General features: G+C 69.4%; 20 protein-coding genes. 7 read left to right on the top strand and 13 right to left on the bottom strand.

The genetic code is table 11. The features are described 5' to 3' along the window. The 4 genes from E8A12_RS05145 to E8A12_RS05130 form a co-directional block, all read left to right on the top strand. The coding region (locus tag E8A12_RS05145) for a PEPxxWA-CTERM sorting domain-containing protein (protein ID WP_293366736.1) at positions 1-206 on the top strand (206 nt) is incomplete at its 5' end. A 290-nt stretch (positions 207-496) separates the two neighbouring features. Continuing rightward, on the top strand, positions 497-1,594 hold the full coding sequence (gene ychF, locus E8A12_RS05140) for a redox-regulated ATPase YchF (RefSeq protein WP_293366735.1): 1,098 nt from the start codon (positions 497-499) through the stop codon (positions 1,592-1,594). 150 nt (positions 1,595-1,744) lie between these two features. Next, the gene (locus tag E8A12_RS05135) at positions 1,745-2,416 is read left to right on the top strand and encodes a dienelactone hydrolase family protein (protein ID WP_293366734.1); all 672 of its coding nucleotides are present in this window, start codon (positions 1,745-1,747) and stop codon (positions 2,414-2,416) included. 8 nt (positions 2,417-2,424) lie between these two features. Next, on the top strand, positions 2,425-3,105 hold the full coding sequence (locus E8A12_RS05130; RefSeq protein ID WP_293366733.1) for a dienelactone hydrolase family protein: 681 nt from the start codon (positions 2,425-2,427) through the stop codon (positions 3,103-3,105). Positions 3,106-3,175: 70 nt separating this feature from the next. Here the strand turns inward: E8A12_RS05130 and E8A12_RS05125 are convergent, their stop codons facing one another. Together E8A12_RS05125 and E8A12_RS05120 are read right to left on the bottom strand one after the other, a co-directional pair. Next, positions 3,176-5,308 carry a tetratricopeptide repeat protein gene (locus tag E8A12_RS05125; protein WP_293366732.1) on the bottom strand — a complete coding sequence of 711 codons (2,133 nt, stop codon included), beginning with the start codon at positions 5,306-5,308 and terminating at the stop codon, positions 3,176-3,178. Between the two features lie 56 nt (positions 5,309-5,364). Next, the gene (locus tag E8A12_RS05120; protein WP_293366731.1) at positions 5,365-5,838 is read right to left on the bottom strand and encodes a hypothetical protein; all 474 of its coding nucleotides are present in this window, start codon (positions 5,836-5,838) and stop codon (positions 5,365-5,367) included. Positions 5,839-5,916: 78 nt separating this feature from the next. Between E8A12_RS05120 and E8A12_RS05115 the strand changes: the two genes are divergently transcribed. After that, positions 5,917-6,711 (top strand): hypothetical protein, encoded by a 795-nt coding sequence (locus E8A12_RS05115; protein ID WP_293366729.1) that lies wholly within the window; start codon positions 5,917-5,919, stop codon positions 6,709-6,711. 3 nt (positions 6,712-6,714) lie between these two features. On the opposite strand, the gene E8A12_RS05110 is transcribed toward E8A12_RS05115, so the two are convergent. From E8A12_RS05110 to petA, 4 genes are all read right to left on the bottom strand, one after another. Then, complete coding sequence (locus E8A12_RS05110; protein ID WP_293366728.1) at positions 6,715-7,650, bottom strand: CPBP family intramembrane glutamic endopeptidase; 936 nt, start codon at positions 7,648-7,650, stop codon at positions 6,715-6,717. Between the two features lie 132 nt (positions 7,651-7,782). Beyond that, positions 7,783-8,628 (bottom strand): cytochrome c1, encoded by an 846-nt coding sequence (locus tag E8A12_RS05105; RefSeq protein WP_293366726.1) that lies wholly within the window; start codon positions 8,626-8,628, stop codon positions 7,783-7,785. 5 nt (positions 8,629-8,633) lie between these two features. Beyond that, positions 8,634-9,953 (bottom strand): cytochrome b N-terminal domain-containing protein, encoded by a 1,320-nt coding sequence (locus E8A12_RS05100; RefSeq protein WP_293366725.1) that lies wholly within the window; start codon positions 9,951-9,953, stop codon positions 8,634-8,636. Between the two features lie 4 nt (positions 9,954-9,957). After that, positions 9,958-10,512 carry a ubiquinol-cytochrome c reductase iron-sulfur subunit gene (gene petA / locus E8A12_RS05095; RefSeq protein ID WP_293366724.1) on the bottom strand — a complete coding sequence of 185 codons (555 nt, stop codon included), beginning with the start codon at positions 10,510-10,512 and terminating at the stop codon, positions 9,958-9,960. Between the two features lie 216 nt (positions 10,513-10,728). Between petA and E8A12_RS05090 the strand changes: the two genes are divergently transcribed. After that, the gene (locus E8A12_RS05090) at positions 10,729-11,202 is read left to right on the top strand and encodes a tRNA (cytidine(34)-2'-O)-methyltransferase (protein ID WP_293366723.1); all 474 of its coding nucleotides are present in this window, start codon (positions 10,729-10,731) and stop codon (positions 11,200-11,202) included. 9 nt (positions 11,203-11,211) lie between these two features. Beyond that, positions 11,212-12,114 (top strand): oxygen-dependent coproporphyrinogen oxidase, encoded by a 903-nt coding sequence (gene hemF / locus E8A12_RS05085; protein ID WP_293366722.1) that lies wholly within the window; start codon positions 11,212-11,214, stop codon positions 12,112-12,114. Here hemF and E8A12_RS05080 read toward each other — a convergent pair. The 7 genes from E8A12_RS05080 to E8A12_RS05050 are packed head-to-tail and all read right to left on the bottom strand — an operon-like array spanning position 12,111 to position 16,316. Continuing rightward, a complete protein-coding gene (locus E8A12_RS05080) occupies positions 12,111-12,236 on the bottom strand; it encodes a hypothetical protein (protein WP_293366720.1) in 126 nt (41 codons plus the stop codon). The two genes, hemF and E8A12_RS05080, sit on opposite strands and share 4 nt — an antisense overlap. Positions 12,237-12,291: 55 nt before the next feature. After that, on the bottom strand, positions 12,292-12,993 hold the full coding sequence (locus E8A12_RS05075; RefSeq protein WP_293366719.1) for a type 1 glutamine amidotransferase: 702 nt from the start codon (positions 12,991-12,993) through the stop codon (positions 12,292-12,294). Beyond that, positions 12,990-14,240, bottom strand: coding sequence for a CCA tRNA nucleotidyltransferase (locus E8A12_RS05070; protein WP_293366718.1), 1,251 nt, complete (start codon positions 14,238-14,240; stop codon positions 12,990-12,992). Before E8A12_RS05070 ends, E8A12_RS05075 begins: the two co-directional genes overlap by 4 nt. Then, positions 14,237-14,527, bottom strand: coding sequence for a hypothetical protein (locus E8A12_RS05065; protein ID WP_293366717.1), 291 nt, complete (start codon positions 14,525-14,527; stop codon positions 14,237-14,239). Before E8A12_RS05065 ends, E8A12_RS05070 begins: the two co-directional genes overlap by 4 nt. Further along, the gene (locus tag E8A12_RS05060; RefSeq protein ID WP_293366716.1) at positions 14,520-15,170 is read right to left on the bottom strand and encodes a CoA pyrophosphatase; all 651 of its coding nucleotides are present in this window, start codon (positions 15,168-15,170) and stop codon (positions 14,520-14,522) included. The genes E8A12_RS05065 and E8A12_RS05060 overlap by 8 nt, the downstream gene beginning before the upstream one ends. Positions 15,171-15,180: 10 nt before the next feature. Further along, a complete protein-coding gene (locus E8A12_RS05055; protein WP_293366737.1) occupies positions 15,181-15,771 on the bottom strand; it encodes a DUF1285 domain-containing protein in 591 nt (196 codons plus the stop codon). 32 nt (positions 15,772-15,803) lie between these two features. Next, the gene (locus tag E8A12_RS05050; RefSeq protein WP_293366715.1) at positions 15,804-16,316 is read right to left on the bottom strand and encodes an N-acetyltransferase; all 513 of its coding nucleotides are present in this window, start codon (positions 16,314-16,316) and stop codon (positions 15,804-15,806) included. Positions 16,317-16,382: the final 66 nt, after the last annotated feature.

Raw genomic sequence — 16,382 nt, 5'->3', positions numbered from 1 at the left:
CCTACACCCTGCTGGCCGTGACGCCCAACTTCGGAGCGACGTCCAGTTCGGCGGCGCTGCTGTCGTTCACCGCCAAGGGCGACGGCGAGTTCAGCTTCGCCAGCGCCGTCCCGGAAGCGGCGACGTGGTCGCTGATGATCGTAGGCTTCGGCGGCGCGGGCGCCATGCTTCGCCGCCATCGCCGTCGGTCGCCGCTCGTCGGCTGACCCCAACAAAAAAGCGCGGACCTTCCTGAGGCCCTCGCCCGCCAGGGCCGCGGCCTTCTGCGTGGCGCGTGGCCTGGAAATCTCCGCCGCCGGCGCCGCCAGCTCGGCGGAGGCCGAGGCTCATGCCGCGACGCCCTGTTGGGGCAGGCGCGGTCACGGCTTTCAACCCCAGCGAAGCCCTCCCGCGGCGGGCGGGCAGGAGGTCGCGGCCTAGGCCCGACCGGCCGCCTGTGCTAGGTCGCCCGACCGCTAGCTTCTGCAAAGACCTGAAAGATTCCCCAAAGGACATCATGGCCCTGAAAGTCGCCATCGTCGGTCTGCCCAACGTCGGCAAATCGACCCTGTTCAACGCCCTGACCCAGACCGCGGCGGCCCAGGCCGCCAACTATCCGTTCTGCACCATCGAGCCGAACACCGGCGACGTGGCGGTGCCGGAGCCGCGCCTGGACGTCCTGGCCGCGATCATCCCGTCCAAGGAGATCATCCCCTCGCGGATCAACTTCGTGGACATCGCCGGCCTGGTGCGCGGGGCCTCCAAGGGCGAGGGCCTGGGCAACCAGTTCCTGGCCAACATCCGCGACTGCGACGCCGTCGCCTTCGTCGCCCGCTGCTTCATCGACGACGACATCACCCACGTGGAGGGCAAGGTCGACCCGATCGCCGACCTGGAGACCATCGAGATCGAGCTGATGCTGGCAGACCTCGAAAGCCTCGAAAAGCGGGTGGTGAACCTCGAGAAACGCGCCAAGGCCGGCGACAAGGAAAGCGCCCAGACGCTCAAGCTGGTGAACCTGGCCCTCGCCGAACTGAAGGAGGGCCGGCCCGCCCGCAAGGCCGAGGTTTCCACCGAGGACGAGAAGGCCTGGCGGATGCTGCAGCTCCTGACCTCCAAGCCCGCCCTCTATGTGGCCAACGTCGACGAGGCCTCCGCCGCAGAGGGCAACGATATGTCCCGCCTGGTGGCCGAGCGGGCCAAGCGCGACGGCGCCGACTCGGTCGCCATATCCGCCCAGATCGAGAGCGAGATCGCCATGCTGGACGCCGGCGAGCGGCAGGAGTTCCTGGAGACCCTCGGCCTCACCGAACCGGGCCTCAACAAGCTGATCCGCGAGGCCTACCACCTGCTCGGCCTGCAGACCTATTTCACGGTCGGGCCGAAGGAGACGCGCGCCTGGACCATCCACAAGGGCGACACCGCCCCGCAGGCTGCCGGCGTCATACACACCGACTTCGAGAAGGGCTTCATCCGTGCCGAGACGATCGCCTACGACGACTACGTTCGCCTGAAGGGCGAGGCCGGCGCCCGCGACGCCGGCAAGCTGCGCCAGGAAGGCAAGGAGTACGTCGTCAAGGACGGCGACGTGATGAACTTCCGGTTCAACGTCTAGGCTCTGGCGGCGGCGCGAAAAGCCTCCTCACGCGCAAATAGCGCGTGCCGAATCGGCAATTTTGAGTTGTATTTTCGCGCGTATTGACAGCCGCAGTCGGCTGCGCGAACGCCAACGCCAACCCCGATAAGCCTTCCAAGGAGATTTGAGATGGGTGAAACGATCAAGATCGCGGGCGCGGACGGCTTTGAATTTTCCGCCTATCACGAGCCCTCGTTCACGCCCCGAAAGGGCGGAGTGATCGTCATCCAGGAGATCTTCGGCCTCGACGAATACGTCCGCGCCGACGTCGAGCGCTGGGCGAAGATGGGCTACGAGGCGATCGCGCCGGCCATGTACGACCGCCGTGAGCCGGGGTTCCTGGCCAAGCACGATCCGGACGGGATCAAGGCCGGGGTGGCCCACGCCATGGGCACGCCCATCGATCAGGCAATGGGCGACATCGCCGCCTGCAGCCGGTTCCTGAAGACCCGCGGCGATAAGGTCTGCGTGGTCGGCTACTGCTACGGCGGCTCGCTGGCCTGGCTGGCGGCGGCCAAGGTCGAGGGCCTGGCCGCCGCCTCCAGCTACTACGGCAGCATGGTGCAGGCCAACGCCGCCGCGCGCCTACTCTGCCCGACCATCGTCCACCTCGGCCGCTCCGACCCCGGCATCCCCGCCGACGAGGTCGCCAAGGCGGTGGGCGAGCACAATTCCAAGGTCGCGGTCTATATCTACGAAGCCGCTGGCCACGGCTTCAACAACGCCAGCCCGGAGCGCTACAACGCCGAGGCCGCCGACCTGGCGCGCTACCGCACCCTGGACCTGTTCGACAAATCCTGAGAGGCGAGATGGGCGAGACCGTCCGGCTGACGAGCGGCAAGGACGGCTTCGAATACGAGGCCTACCGCGCCGGCGTCAGCGATGCGCGCCGCGGCGGCCTGGTCATCCTGCACGCCATCTGGGGCGTCACCCCGCACCTGCGCGACCTGGCCGACGACTACGCCGAGGCCGGCTACGAGGTCCTGGTCCCCAGCCTGTTCGACCGCTTCCAGCGCGGGTTTGCCGAGGCCAACTCCGATCCGGCCCTGATGGGGCGACAGATGGCATTCGGGGAACAGACCCATTGGGGCGCCGAGGTGCTCGACGCGGTCCAGGCCGCCATCGACGCCCTGGCCCCGCCGGTCTTCGCGATGGGCTTCTGCTACGGTGGCACGACCGCCTGGCTGGCCGCCGCCCGCTGCCATGGCCTCGCCGCAGTGGCGTCCTTCTACGGCGGCCAGATCGTCGACTACCTGGCCGAGGCGCCGCAGGTCCCGACCATCCTGCACCTCGGCAAGACCGACGAGATGATCCCGCCCGCCGACGTCGAGACCATCCGCGCCGCCTACCCCGACCTGCCCGTCTACATGTACGACGCCGGCCACGCCTTCGTGGCCCCGAACGGGTTTCACGAAGATAGCGCGCGGCTGTCGAAGCTGCGGACCCTGGCGCACTTCAGCCGGAAGAGCGGGATTAGGGGCGAGAGCTAGGCGAAGCTCTCGGTCTCCGCTGGGGATGGAAAGCCAGCGACCGCTGTGGAGCCGCGGAAGTCGATCCGTCCTAGGTCTGCGACGCCCATGCCCCCAGCGCCACCCGCACCTCCTCCATCACGCTCGCCCAGTCCCCCGGCGAGGGCTGCCGGAACAGCTGCGCGCTCGGATACCACGGGCTGTCGTTCCGGCCGTCGAGCCAGCGCCAGCAGGCGTCGTGGCGGTTGAGAATCCAGACCGGCTTGCCCAGCCCGCCGACCAAGTGGGCGACCGCCGTGTCGCAGGTGATCACCAGGTCGAGGTTGGCGACCAGGGCCGCGGTGTCGGCGAAATCGGCCAGTTCGCTCGTCAGGTTGGTGATCTCAGGCCCAGCCCACCCTTTCGCCTGTAGCTCGGCGAGCTGGGCGGCCGGCGGGCCTTTCTGCAGGCTGTAGAAAGCCACGTCCTCGGCGCCCGCCAACGGCGCGAACGCCTCCAGCGACAGGGACCGCCGCTGGTCGATGCTGTTGGCGACCATCTGGTACGGCCGCGCGCCGCCGGCCCAGCAGAGCCCGACCCGGCGCGCCGCTGTCCCGGCCAGGCGGCTCGCCCAGGCCGCCACGTCTTGCGGATCGGCGTCCAGGTAGCGTGCGAGGCGTCCATCAGGCGCGGCGCCCAGCGCGTGCGGCAGGCTCATCAACGGGGTCTGGAATTCGTGCGGTGGCGGCGCTTCGCCGAGCGTGATGACCCGGGCCACGCCGTCCAATCGCGCCAGCAGCCGCTCCAGGCCTGGCTGCACCTCCAGGATCACCTCGGCGCCCAGGGCGGCGACGTCGAGGGCGTAGCGGCAGAACTGCAGGGTGTCCCCCAGGCCCTGTTCGGAACGCAGTAGAATGGTGCGGCCCTGCAGGTCTTCGGCGCCCAGCCAAAGGCGGGCGCCGAGGTCGCGGCGTTCGGTCCGAAACTGCTCGGCCTTCCAGCGCCACTCGTAACGCGCCCAGCCGTCTGCGAAATCCCCCAGCATCAGCCGGCACATGGCGAGGCTGTGATGCGCCTCGGCGTAGTCGGGCCGCAGCGACAGCGCATGCTCAAGGCTCGCCAGCGCCTCGTCGAAACGCCGCAGCTCGTAGAGCACGACACCTCGGTTGTTGTAGGGCGACGGATAGTCCGGCTTGAGGGCGATGGCGCGGTCATAGGTCGCCAGCGCCTCGTCCAGACGCCGGGCGCCATAGAGTGCGCCGCCGCGATTGTTGAGGCCCTCGGCATAGTCCGGGTTCAGCGCCACCGCCCGGTCCGCGGCGGCCAGGGCGTCATCCATCCGCCGAAGCTCACGCAGCGGCAGGACCTTGTTGCTGAAGACCTCGAAATAGTCCGGCTTGAGCTCGGTCGCCCGGTCATAGCTGACCACAGCCTCCTGATAGCGCCACAGGTCGCACAGGACGTTGCCGCGATTGCCGTGCGCCTCGGCGTAGGTCGGCCGCAGTTCGATCGCCCGATCCAGAGCCGCGAGCGCGTCCTCGAAGTGTCCCAGCTCGCGCAGCGTCGCCCCGCGATGGAGCCAGGCGTCGGCGTCGTCCGGCTTCAAGGCGATCGCCTGGCCGAAACTCTCCAGCCCTTCCTCAGACCGCCTGAGGTCGCAGAGCACGATGCCGCGGCTTCGGCGGGCCTCGGCGTAGTCCGGCTTAAGGGCGATCGCCAGATCGTATCCCGCCAGAGCCGCCTCAAGGCGCCCCAGTTCGCGCAACATGGTCGCCCGGTTGTAGTGGGCCGGCGCCGTGGGCTGGAGAGCCACCACCCGCTCGTAGCTCGCCAGCGCTTCCGGCAGGCGCCCCAGCTGATGCAGCGCCTCCCCGCGGTTTCCGTGTGCCTGCGCGAAGTCCGGGTTAAGCGCGATCGCCCGATCGCTGGCCTCCAGCGCCTCGCCATAGCGACGCAGGCTGTTGAACGCGCTGGCGAGGTTCCCGTGGGCGTCGGCGACGTCGGCCCTCACCGCGATCGCCTGGCCGATCAGCTCCACCGCCGCATCGGGCCGGCCGATCTGGACGGCGTAGACGCCCAGCAGATGGAGGGACTCGAAGTGCCGCGGATCGGCGGCCAGCACCTGCTCATAGGCGCGCCGCGCCTCGTCCAGCCGCCCCGCCCGATGGTGCGCCAGGCCTTGGGCGTGGACGGCCTGCAAGTCGGCGTCGGGCCGTTCCGCCTCCATCAGCTCAGCGTCTCCCATCCGCGCGGACCTCGACCTGGAACATAGCGGAGTCCGCGACGCCGCCACGATCTGCTTTAGCCGCGATCCTCGATCTGCGCGCGCACGTCGGGCGTCGCCTCCAGGAAGCGCACCAGGATCGCCTGGGCCGCCAGGATCCCGATCCCCGCCGCATAGGCGGAGAAGACATTGGCGCCGGTGAGGCCGCCCCGCGCCGCGCGGCCCACCTCCTCCCAGATGAACAGGCCCGAGCCCAGCAGCAGCGCCACGCCCACGACCACCGAGACCGGTGTCTGGCCGAAGCCGGCGCGAAAGCTCATCCAGACGTACCTGGCCAGCCACCGCTTCACCGGCGGGACCAGCAGCGGGATCGCGAGCGAGAAGCCGAGGTAGGCCGCCGGCCACAGGAGCGTCCAGCGCGCGATCAGGTTCGGCCCGCCCGGCAGGCGGCCGAGCGCGTCGATCACCGCGGCGGCGTAGATCAGGCTGGCGGCGGCCACCGTCAGGTCCTGCATGCGCTTGAAATTCCGCCAGGCGGTGGTGAAGCCCATCCGGGCAAGGTAGGCGCCCGTTTGGGCGGACGTAAGGCGCTGGGTCGCCGAAGGCGGGGTTGGAGCTATGCTCTGCCCGTGAGTCGAGCCTTCCTTCCCCTAGGCGCCGCCCTGGCGCTCATCGCCGCCCCGGCCCTGGCCGGCGAGGCGGCCTGCTGGTTCGAGAACGGCGTGGTGGTGGTGGGCGCCGAGGTCATGGGCGTCAGCGGCGACTACATCCTGGACACCGCCAGCCCGCACACCGTCCTGGCCGACAGCCAAGCCAACGCCGCGGGCTTCGCCGAGACGGCTCTGAAGGGCGAGGTGCGGCTGGCCGGCGTAGCGCTCAAGGACCGGCCCGTGGCCGTCGAGGTGGTCGACCTGCGCACCGGGGCCTTGCCCACGCCGATCGCCGGGATCATCGGCGCCGACGTGCTGCAGGGGTTCGTGCTGGACGTGGATTTCAGCCCCTGCCGGGTGCGCCTGTCGCGGCGCGCCGGCGGCCGCTTCCCGGCGGCGGCCAGCCTGCCGATGGGCTGGGTCGCCGGCCGGCCGGTGGTCCGCGCAGCGGTCGCCGATGGCCCGCACGCCTTCTCGGGCTTCTTCACGCCGGGCGTCGGCGCCGACACCGGCGTGCGGCTCAGCGACGCCCTGGCCCGCGCGCCCGGCGCGCCGAAGGACAAGACCAAGGAGCTCTATCCCTACGGCGTGCTCTTCCCGCGCCTGCGGGCGCTCTCCTTCGCCGGCGGCCTGACCGAGAACCTGCCGGCCGGCCTGATGAAAGCCGAGGACCCGGCGCTCGCCGGCCAACTGGGCGCGCCCCTGCTTTCCCACTGGCGTCTGCGCTTCGACTTTCCCGCCGGCAAACTCCTGCTGGCGGCCGCCAAGCCGTGAGGCTCAGCCCGTCCAGGTTCTCACGAAGGCCGCCAGGTTGGGCAACACGTCGACGGCGGCGTGCAGCAGGACGATCAGCAGCAGGCTGCGCGTGCGCGCCCACAGGGTCCCGAACAGCAGCGCGATCGGCGACAGGGTGGCGATGGTGAAGGCCACGACCTGGAAGACGTCCGTGGAATAGCCGTCGGTCTCCGGCGTACCACGCAGGAAGAGACCGGGTGCGTGGGCCAGGGCGAACAGCAGCGCGCCTACCACCACCGCCCCGACTTCGCTCTTCAGCACGGCGGCGAGCCGGGTCTGCAGCACGGCGCGGAACAGGAATTCCTCGCAGAGGCCCGCCTCCAGGGCGATCCAGATAAAGGCGGCCGGCGCGGCCCAGGCCAGGGTCGCGGCGGAGGCGTGCAGTCCGGCGATCTGCTTCAGGGCCGGGCTGACGACGCAGAGCAGGGCCAGGATGATCAGGCCGAGCACGATCAGGGGCGGCCAGAAGCCCGGCCGGTTGGCGCGGGCGCGGATCAGCGGTCGCAGCTGGGCGCCCAGCAGGGCCAGGAGCGCGGCAGGCGCCAGGACGTGGACGGCCAACTTTGCGGCCAGGACCAGCAGTTCCTGCTCACGGCCCGGCGGCGCGGCGTGGCGCACGGCGCCCATGCCCCAACCCAGAAAGACCACGGCGTAGACCGTCAGGAACACCAGCACCGCCGCCAGCTCCAACCCCGGCCGCAGGACCGGGATCGGCGCCGGGCGCGCGTTGCGGGTCAAGAGCAGGGCCAACCCCGGCAAGGCAACGCCGAACACCCCCAGGGAGATGATGGGGAAGCTCCAGTCCCCGCCCTTCTGCGCCAAATAGCCGACCGCTACGCCCCAGGCCGCCAGATAGCCGGCGAGCCAGAGTACGGGGCTGGAAAGGGGCCCGGCGTGAGCGCGGGAACGAATCGGCATGGCGGCCCCCTGAGCAACGTCAAGGTCTCGGCCTATGAAGCTCTGCGACCCCAGAAGCAAATTAGGGATTATTCATGTGAAAGGGCCCCGGCTTTCGCCGAGGCCCTTGGTTCTCGTCAGACGCGAACGTCCCTAGTGCGCGACGTTCTTCCAGATCTTCTTGTAGCTGGCGTAGAGCAGGCCGGAGAAGATCAGGAGATAGATCATCGCGCCAAGGCCGAAGGCCTTGCGCTCTTCCATCTTCGGCTCGGCGGCCCAGGCCAGGAACGCAGACACGTCGTAGGCCTCGTCCTTGATCCTGTTGGCGTGGCCGTCGTCGAAGGTGACCTTACCGTCGGTGAGCGGCGGCGGCATGCTGATCGCGCCGCCCTCCGGCACCTTGCTCGCCGCGCCGTGCCAGCTGCCGGTCAGGTCGCCCGCGAAATAGGGGTCGTAGTACTTTCCGGCCTGCAGGGTCAGGCCCGCGGGCGGCGCCTTGAAGCCGCTCAGCAGCGAGTAGATGTAGGCCGGGCCGCCTTCGCGGGCCTTGGCCATCACCGACAGGTCCGGCGGCAGGCTGCCGCCGTTCGAGGCGCGCGCGGCGTACTCGTTGGCGAACGGCGCGGGGAACTTGTCGGCCGGGATCGCCGGACGCGAGATCACGTCGCCGGTGTCGGTGTCGATGTCCTTGACGGTGATGTCATGGGCCAGCGACTTCACGACCGGGTTGTTGTTCGGGTTGGGGTACTTCGGATCGTAGAACGGTCCGCCCTTCTGCCCGAGGTTTCGGAAGTACATCAGGTTCATCGAGTGGCAGGCCGAGCAGACCTCCCGATAGACCTTGTAGCCCCGCTGGAGCTGTTCCTTGTCGAACTTGCCGAACGGGCCTTCGAACGACCAATGGACGTTCGAGGGCTCTTCGTTGGTGGTCGCGGCGAGCGCCGGGCCGGCCAACAGGGCAAGCCCGAGCGCCGCGAACGCGAAACCTTTGCGCAGCATCAGGCTCAACCCCTCTTTTCAGGCGACGCCGTCGCGCCGGCGGGCGCGGAGGCGGGATGCGACAGGACGGGTGTGGAGATCGACTCCGGTTCCGGCAGCGGGGTCTCGGTCAGACCCATCAGCGGGGTGATCACCCAGAAGTAGACGAAGTAGAACAGCGCCGCGATCCGCGACAGCCAAACGATGCTGTTCAGGTTGGCGTCGAGGAACTGCGGGCCGGCGACGCCCGGAATGACCATGTCGTCCGGCGCGTGCGCCCCGCAGTAGCCCAGCACCAGGCAGGCCAGGATGAAGATGAAATAGTAGAGCCGCATCGTCGGGCGGTAGCGCATGGAGCGCACCTTCGAGGTGTCCAGCCAGGGCAGGACGAACAGGGTGCCGATTGCGCCGAACATCAGGAGGACGCCCATCAGCTTGTTCGGAACCGCCCGCAGGATCGCGTAGAACGGCAGGAGGTACCACTCCGGCACGATGTGCTGCGGCGTCTGCAGGGGGTTGGCCTGAATGTAGTTGGCCGCGTCGCCCAGCGCGTCGGGCAGGTAGAACACGAACACCGCGTACATGATCAGGAAGACCGAAATCGCGAAGCCGTCCTTCACCGTGTAGTACGGGTGGAAGGGGACGGTGTCCTCCTTGGACTTCACGTTCACGCCGGTCGGATTGTTGTTCCCCGGCACGTGCAGCGCCCAGACGTGCAGCGCCACGACGCCGGCGATCATGAACGGCAGCAGATAGTGCAGCGAGAAGAAGCGGTTCAGCGTGGGGTCGTCCACCGCGAACCCGCCCCACAGCCAGGTGGTGATCGAGGGTCCGATGATCGGTAGCGCGCCGATCAGGTTGGTGATCACCACGGCGCCATGGAAGCTCATCTGGCCCCAGGGCAGGACGTAGCCGAAGAAGGCCGTGGCCATCATCAGGAGGTAGATCACGCAGCCCAGGATCCACAGCACCTCGCGCGGCGCCTTGTAGGAGCCGTAGTAGAGGTTGCGGAACATGTGGATGTAGACCGCCAGGAAGAACATCGACGCGCCGTTGGCGTGCATGCCCTGGATCAGCCAGCCGTAGTTGACGTCGCGCTTGATCCGCTGGATCGAATTGAAGGCGTAGTCGACGTGCGGGACGTAGTGCATCGCCAGGATGATCCCGGTGACGATCTGCAGGCCCAGCATCAGCGACAGGACGCCGCCAAAGGTCCACCAGTAGTTGAGGTTCTTCGGCGTCGGGAAGGTGACGATGGTGTCGTTGGCGAACCGGATGATCGGCAGCCGGCTGTCCAGCCAGCGTTCGAGGCCGGTCTTCGGCTCGTAGGTCGAGTGTCCGCTCATCTGATCAGCCCACCTTGACCTTGGTGTCGGAGAGGAAGCTGTAGTCCGGCACCGCCAGGTTCAGCGGCGCAGGACCGCGGCGGATGCGCCCGGAGGTGTCGTAGACCGACCCGTGGCACGGGCAGAGCCAGCCGCCGTAGTCGCCGCCGCCGAAGGTCGGCACGCAGCCCAGGTGGGTGCAGACACCGATCAGGATGAGATATTGCGCCTTGCCGGGCTTGTGGCGGCTCTCGTCGGTCTGCGGATCGCGCAGGTCGGCGTGGTCGTCCTTGATCGCGGCTTCGATTTCCTTGGCCGTGCGGTAGCGGACGAACAGCGGCTTGCCGCGCCACTTCACCACGATCTGCTGGCCTTCGACGACCTTGGATATATCGACCTCGATGGAGGCCAGCGCCAGGGTGTCGCCGGCGGGGTTCATCTGGTCGATGAACGGCCAGGCGAGACCGCCGACCAGGCCCACCGCGGCGACGCCGGCGGCGATATGGATGAAGTCGCGACGGTTCGGGTCCTCACCCGAAGCATGCGGATCGGGACTTGCGCCCGCGACGGTGTCAGCCACCAAAGCTACCCTTCATTCGAGGCTCCCAAAAAAGCGACCGGGAGCGCCATGTCTTTGGACCCTACCAGACGCTCTGATAAGGCCTTTAAAGTCACGACGGGCCAGCACACAACGCACTTACCGGAAACGCCCGCCGGAAACGCCGATTGCGTCCCCCAAGGCCGCTTTCGCGATTCGTCGTTCAACCCCAGCCTGACCCGTCGCGGTTCGCTTAGAATGCGTTTGGCCCTTTTTCAACCGGACATTCCGCAAAACCTCGGCGCCGCACTTCGGCTGGGCGCCTGTTTGGACGTGCCTGTAGACGTGATCGAGCCCTGCGGCTTCCCGCTTTCCGACGCCGGCGTGCGCCGCGCGGCCATGGACTACGGGGCTCTCGCCGAGATGAAGCGGCACGCCGGATGGGCCGATTTCCTCGCCGCGCCCGAGCGGAAAGCGGGCCGGCTGCTGCTTTTCACCACCAAGGGCGCTCGCAATTTCCATGGCTTCCGCTTCGAGCCCGGCGACACCCTGCTGTTCGGCCGCGAAAGCGCCGGCGCGCCGGACGACGTCCACGCAGCCGCCGATCACCGCCTGTTCATTCCGCTGGCGCGCGGCGCCCGGTCGCTGAACCTGACGGTCAGCGCCGCCATCGCCCTTTCCGAGGCCCTTCGGCAGACCGATGGCTTCCCAACCGCCGCCCCGACCGGCTAGCAGAGACCCATGTCCAGCGAACCCCCAAGTCCGCCCGCGGGCCTTCCGCCCGAAATCCTCGCCCGCCGCGACCGCGCCAAGGCCTGGTTCGAGGACCTGCAGACCCGGATCATCTCCGAACTGGAGCGCCTGGAGGACGAGGCGCCCGCCGAGCTCTATCCCGATCCGCCCGGCCGCTTCGACCTGCGCCCCTGGACGCGGGAGACTGGCGTCGGCGGCGGGATCGGCGGCCACTTCAAGGGCCGCCTCTTCGAAAAGGCCGGGGTCCACACCTCGGCCGCCACGGCGCGCTTCTCGCCGGAGATGGCCAAGACCATGCCGGGCGCCGACAAGGACCCGTCCTACGTCTCGGCCTCGATCAGCCTCATCGTCCACCCGCGGTCACCGCGCGTGCCCACCGTCCACATGAACACCCGCTTCCTGTCGACCGCGGAAAGCTGGTTCGGCGGCGGCGCGGACCTGACCCCCATGCTGGCCGAGCAGCGCAGCCAGGAGGCCGACGACGCGGTCCTGTTCCACAAGGCCATGCGCGATGCCTGCGACCCCTTCGACCCCGACCGCTACGAAAAGCTCAAGGCCTGGTGCGACGAGTACTTCTACCTGCCGCATCGGGGCGAGACGCGCGGCGTGGGCGGCATCTTCTACGATCGCCTGAACACCGGCGACTTCGAAGCCGACTTCGCCTTCACCCGCGCGGTGGGCGAGGCCTTCTTAGGCGTCTATCCGAAGATCGTGCGCCACCGCATGGACGAGCCCTGGGGCGACGAAGACCGCGCCGAGCAACTGGTGCGCCGCGGCCGCTATGTGGAGTTCAACCTGCTTTACGACCGCGGCACGATGTTCGGCCTGAAGGCCGGCGGCAATATCGAGACGATCCTCTCCTCCATGCCGCCGATGGTGGCCTGGACCTAGCCGATCCCGCTCAGCGCGTTGCTGATCATCGCCAGCAGGTCGGAGCCTTCGGCCTGAAACTGGACACCCAGGCCCACCGCCAGGGCCGCGGCGCCGCTCGTCAGTACGATCAAGAACTTCAAGGGCGCCATAGGTTTCCCCGGGGTCTTCTCGACGCCTAAACCCCGGACCTTGCGCCTATGTTGCGACCTTGAGGAAATTCGCGATCCAGCGGCCGACCCGCGCGCGGTCGTCCGGCGCCTCGAAGCTGGCCACCGCCCGGTCGGCCTGGTCCTTGGGGTAGACCGCGTCGCGCCGATGCTCGATCAGGTCGATGGCGTAGGCCGGCTCGAACTCCGGGTGCGGCTGGATCGACAGGGCCCGCGCGTCCGGCCAGACCAGGCCCGCGAAGGGCGTGAAGTCGCTGGCGGCGAAGACCTCGGCCCCCGGCGGCAGGCTCACCACCTGGTCCTGGTGCGAGGCCGGCAGGCGGATCGGGGCGTCGCTGTCCATCCAGGGCTCGCGGATCAGCACCCGGTACTCGTGCTCGCCCACGCCCCAGCCCTTCGGCGACTTGATCACCTCGGCCCCGAAGGCGTGCGCCATCAGCTGATGGCCGAAGCAGACGCCGACCAGCGCCGACTTCCCCTTCGCCGCCCGCAGGAACTCCTCCGCGGGCGCAATCCACGGCAGGTCCTCATAGATCCCCGCCGACGACCCGGTGATCAGATAGCCGTCGCACTCGCTCGGACTGGCCGGCAGCTCGCCCTCGTCGGCCGCATAGGTCCGCCACCCATAGGCCTCCTCGCCCAGCAGATGCCGGAACATGTCCGGATAGGTCCCATAGAGCGGGATGCAGGGCGACGGCGGGCGGCCGGTCTTAAGGATGCCGAGCTTCAAAACGCCATCCCCTGCACCACCGACTTCAGCTTCTCGATCGTCGACAGCTTGTCGTCGATGAAGTCGTGGTCGATCCACCACTCTTCGACTTCGCGCAGCACCCGGCCGACCATAGGGCCCTTGGGCGCGCCGGCGGCGATGACGTCGTCGCCGGTCAGCGGAAACGCGGGCGGGCTCCAGCCTTCCCCCAGCGCGATCATGCCGCGCCACTGCGGCGTGGTCGCCGTGCGCGCGGCCCGCGCCCAGGCGAGCTTGACCCGGTCGCGGAAGGGCTGGGCGCCCAGGCGATAGAGGGTGCGCCGGATTTCGCGCGGACTCATCCAGCTTTTGAACTCCGGCGTGGGCGCCAGGGCCGCGGCCAGCCGGTCACGTTCCGCGTTGGAGAGCCGCAAGGCCTCGGAGAACTTCACGGCGCCCAGCTGATCGTCGGGCAGCAGGGCCGCCAGGCGCAGCAGGGGCTCGGTCTCGAACAGGGTCTCGTCCTCAAGGGTCACCATGCCCTCGAAGCGCGCCAGGTCGATGGGCGCCGGCAGCACCTCGCCCAGCACGCCGGTCCGCGCCATCAGCGCCACGGCGGGCCTGGGATCGTCGGCGGCCAGGAGCTTCAGGAGCTCCTTGGAGACCCGCTCGGCCGACAGGGTCTTCAGTTCGCCGCGCAGGGCCTCGCAGGCGGCCAAGGCCGCGGCGTCCGGCGGCTCGGAGCCGTACCAGGCGAAGAAGCGGAAAAACCGCAGGATGCGCAGGTAGTCCTCGCGCACCCGTTCCTCGGCCTCGCCCACGAAGACGATCCGCCCGGCCCGCGCGTCGGCGATCCCGTGGCCCGTGGGATCGAACAGGGTCCCGTCGCGGCGCGCATAGAGGCTGTTGAGGGTGAAGTCCCGCCGCCCGGCGTCTTCCGCCCAATCGTCGGTGAAGGCCACCACCGCGCGGCGCCCGTCCGTCGCCACGTCGCGGCGCAGGGTGGTGATCTCGAAGGGCTTGCCGCCGCTGACCCCCGTCACCGTGCCGTGCTCGACGCCGGTGGGCACGGCCTTTAGTCCCGCCGCCTTCAGCGCCGCCGTCACCTCATCCGGCGTCAGCCGCGTGGCGATATCCAGGTCGCTGACGGGCTTACCGAGCAGGGTGTTGCGCACGCAGCCGCCCACGAACCGGGCGCAGTCCAGCCCGCCGGCCGCCTCCAGGGCGTCCAGCACCGCCGCCGTGTCGGCGGCGGTCATCCACGGGCGCTGGCCGATCGTCTCGCTCATCTGGGCGCCGTCTTAGGCGAGACCGGCGCCGGCGTGAAATAGCCCTTGCTCACCGAGCCGTCGGCGCGGACCTCGCCCGGCACATAGCGTTCGCGCCGGTTGTCGGAGTGAAAGACCACCGTGGCGGCCAGCGACAGGCCCACCAGCAACGCGCCCGCCGCCAGCAGCCAGGCATAGGGCGTCGAGCCCATCGCCCGCCCGGTCCGCCGGGCCCAGGCGCTCCAGATGAACCAGACCACGAACGGCACGGCCACCAGCAACAGCCGGATGAGGACGACCCTAGGCAACGGCGGCTCCATAGAGCCGGTCGTAGAGCGCGCGCAGCATGCCCGCCGTGGCGCCCCAGATGAACCGGTCCTCGTGGGTATAGGCGTAGAAGCGCCGGGTCTCTCCGTTCGGCAACGCCCGCTCGTGCTCCTCGAGGTTCGCCGGGTCCATCAGGAAGCCGAACGGCGTCTCGAAGATCTCCGCCACTTCATCGGGATTGGGCGTCAGGCTGAAGCCCGGCCGCACAAAGCCCACGACGGGCGTGATCAGATAGCCGGTCCCGGTCCGGTAGGGCGTCGACAGGCCCACCGGTGAAACGTAGGCCGGCTCCAGCCCGATCTCCTCATGCGCCTCGCGCAGCGCCGTCTGCCAGGGCGCCTCGCCCGGATCGCGTCGCCCGCCGGGAAGCGCGATCTGGCCGGTGTGGCGGCGAAGCGTGTCGGCCCGGCGCGTCAGGATCACCGACAGGCCCGCGTCGCGCTCCACCAGCGCGATCAGCACCGCCGCCGGCGTCAGCGGATTGTCGACCTCGTCGGGCCCATAGGCCTTGGAAAGATCGAAGTCGGAGGCGACGGCGCCGCCCGCCGGCGCGTGCGCCTCCAGCGGATCCAGGTGATCCCCGATCCAGTCGCGCAGGTCGCCGCGCCCGCCCCTCAAGCTCATGGGGGCGAGCTCACAGTTGATGCGCCCGCGCAGGGCCGACCGGATACCAGGCGCCGTTCGACGCCACGCCCAGCGTCGGCCCGTCCGCCGTCTCGCGCTCTTCGGCAAGCTCCACCAGCTCGTAGAACACCGGCCGCGCGATCAGCGCCTCCAGGCCGCGCCGCACATGCAGATAGGGCCGGGGCTCGCCGTCCGGGCCCATCTCCACGCGGACGTAGTTCTCCGGCCCCGCCTCGACCTCGTCGCCGACGTTGGTCAGGAACTTCAGCGTCTCGCCGATCCGGTCGACCCGGGTGGCGATGAACGGCGCGTCCTCGACGGTGATCTTCATCTTCTCGACGGGCGTCACCAGGTGGATGCCGTCGGGGTCCTTGCGCAGGACAGTGGAGAACAGGCGCACCAGCGCCTCCCTGCCGATCGGCGTGCCCTCGTGGAACCAGACGCCGTCCTTGCGGATGACGATGTCGATCTCGCCGCAGTGCGGCGGGTTCCACAGGTGCACCGGCGGCAAGCCGCGGCCCGGCGCCTGCTTTTTGTCCGCAAGGGATTGGGCTGCGGCGAGCACGCCTTCCAATCCGGGTCTTACCGCCTCGTCCGCCATGCCCGGGAAGGTAGGCGCGCCCGCCGGCCGCCTCAAGCGGGCTGGATCGGACCCGCAAGCTCGCCGGCGTCGGCGGTCAGCGCGCGGACCAGCACCCGACGCTGGTCCACCGGCCCCGGCATGATCACCGCCCGGCCCGCCGCTGCGGCGAAACCCACCCGGCTGAAGTAGGGCTCGTCGCCCACCAGCACCACATGGGTCTCCCCGGCGGCGGCGGCGTCCTCGCAGGCTCGGTTGATCATCCGCGCGCCGAAGCCGGCGTTGCGCTCGCCCAGCTCCACGGCGAAGGGGCCCAGGAACATCACCCGCCGGCCGCCTACGCGGACATGCCACATGCGCGCGCAGCCCAGCAGGCGCTGGCCGCTCCAGGCGCACACCGACATCTCGGCCGCGAAGGTCGCGAACTCGCGCACCCGCTCGGAGACCTTGGCGTAGCGGCCGGGGCCGAAGGCGCGCTCGATCAGGGCATCGACCAGGGGGCCGTCTTGCGGCCGTTCGGATTGCAGGGTCAGCACCGGGAGCGGCGCTGCGGGTTGAGCGGTCATGTGCGGAAACTCGACAGCGGGACGACGAAAGCCCGGCCGCGCGCGGGCGCGGTCCGGACGCGGATC

The sequence above is a fragment of the Phenylobacterium sp. genome (assembly GCF_004799395.1).
Taxonomy (GTDB): domain Bacteria; phylum Pseudomonadota; class Alphaproteobacteria; order Caulobacterales; family Caulobacteraceae; genus Phenylobacterium.
This window is presented reverse-complemented; position numbering and strand designations above follow the sequence as displayed.

What these genes read in the sequence shown, in the direction of transcription:
- ychF (WP_293366735.1), top strand. Translation starts at nt 497, where the DNA reads ATGGCCCTGAAAGTCGCCATCGTCGGTCTGCCCAACGTCGGCAAATCG.
- E8A12_RS05135 (WP_293366734.1), top strand. Translation starts at nt 1,745, where the DNA reads ATGGGTGAAACGATCAAGATCGCGGGCGCGGACGGCTTTGAATTTTCC.
- E8A12_RS05130 (WP_293366733.1), top strand. Translation starts at nt 2,425, where the DNA reads ATGGGCGAGACCGTCCGGCTGACGAGCGGCAAGGACGGCTTCGAATAC.
- E8A12_RS05125 (WP_293366732.1), bottom strand. Translation starts at nt 5,308, where the DNA reads ATGGGAGACGCTGAGCTGATGGAGGCGGAACGGCCCGACGCCGACTTG.
- E8A12_RS05120 (WP_293366731.1), bottom strand. Translation starts at nt 5,838, where the DNA reads ATGGGCTTCACCACCGCCTGGCGGAATTTCAAGCGCATGCAGGACCTG.
- E8A12_RS05110 (WP_293366728.1), bottom strand. Translation starts at nt 7,650, where the DNA reads ATGCCGATTCGTTCCCGCGCTCACGCCGGGCCCCTTTCCAGCCCCGTA.
- E8A12_RS05105 (WP_293366726.1), bottom strand. Translation starts at nt 8,628, where the DNA reads ATGCTGCGCAAAGGTTTCGCGTTCGCGGCGCTCGGGCTTGCCCTGTTG.
- E8A12_RS05100 (WP_293366725.1), bottom strand. Translation starts at nt 9,953, where the DNA reads ATGAGCGGACACTCGACCTACGAGCCGAAGACCGGCCTCGAACGCTGG.
- E8A12_RS05090 (WP_293366723.1), top strand. Translation starts at nt 10,729, where the DNA reads ATGCGTTTGGCCCTTTTTCAACCGGACATTCCGCAAAACCTCGGCGCC.
- hemF (WP_293366722.1), top strand. Translation starts at nt 11,212, where the DNA reads ATGTCCAGCGAACCCCCAAGTCCGCCCGCGGGCCTTCCGCCCGAAATC.
- E8A12_RS05070 (WP_293366718.1), bottom strand. Translation starts at nt 14,240, where the DNA reads ATGAGCGAGACGATCGGCCAGCGCCCGTGGATGACCGCCGCCGACACG.
- E8A12_RS05060 (WP_293366716.1), bottom strand. Translation starts at nt 15,170, where the DNA reads ATGAGCTTGAGGGGCGGGCGCGGCGACCTGCGCGACTGGATCGGGGAT.
- E8A12_RS05055 (WP_293366737.1), bottom strand. Translation starts at nt 15,771, where the DNA reads ATGGCGGACGAGGCGGTAAGACCCGGATTGGAAGGCGTGCTCGCCGCA.
- E8A12_RS05050 (WP_293366715.1), bottom strand. Translation starts at nt 16,316, where the DNA reads ATGACCGCTCAACCCGCAGCGCCGCTCCCGGTGCTGACCCTGCAATCC.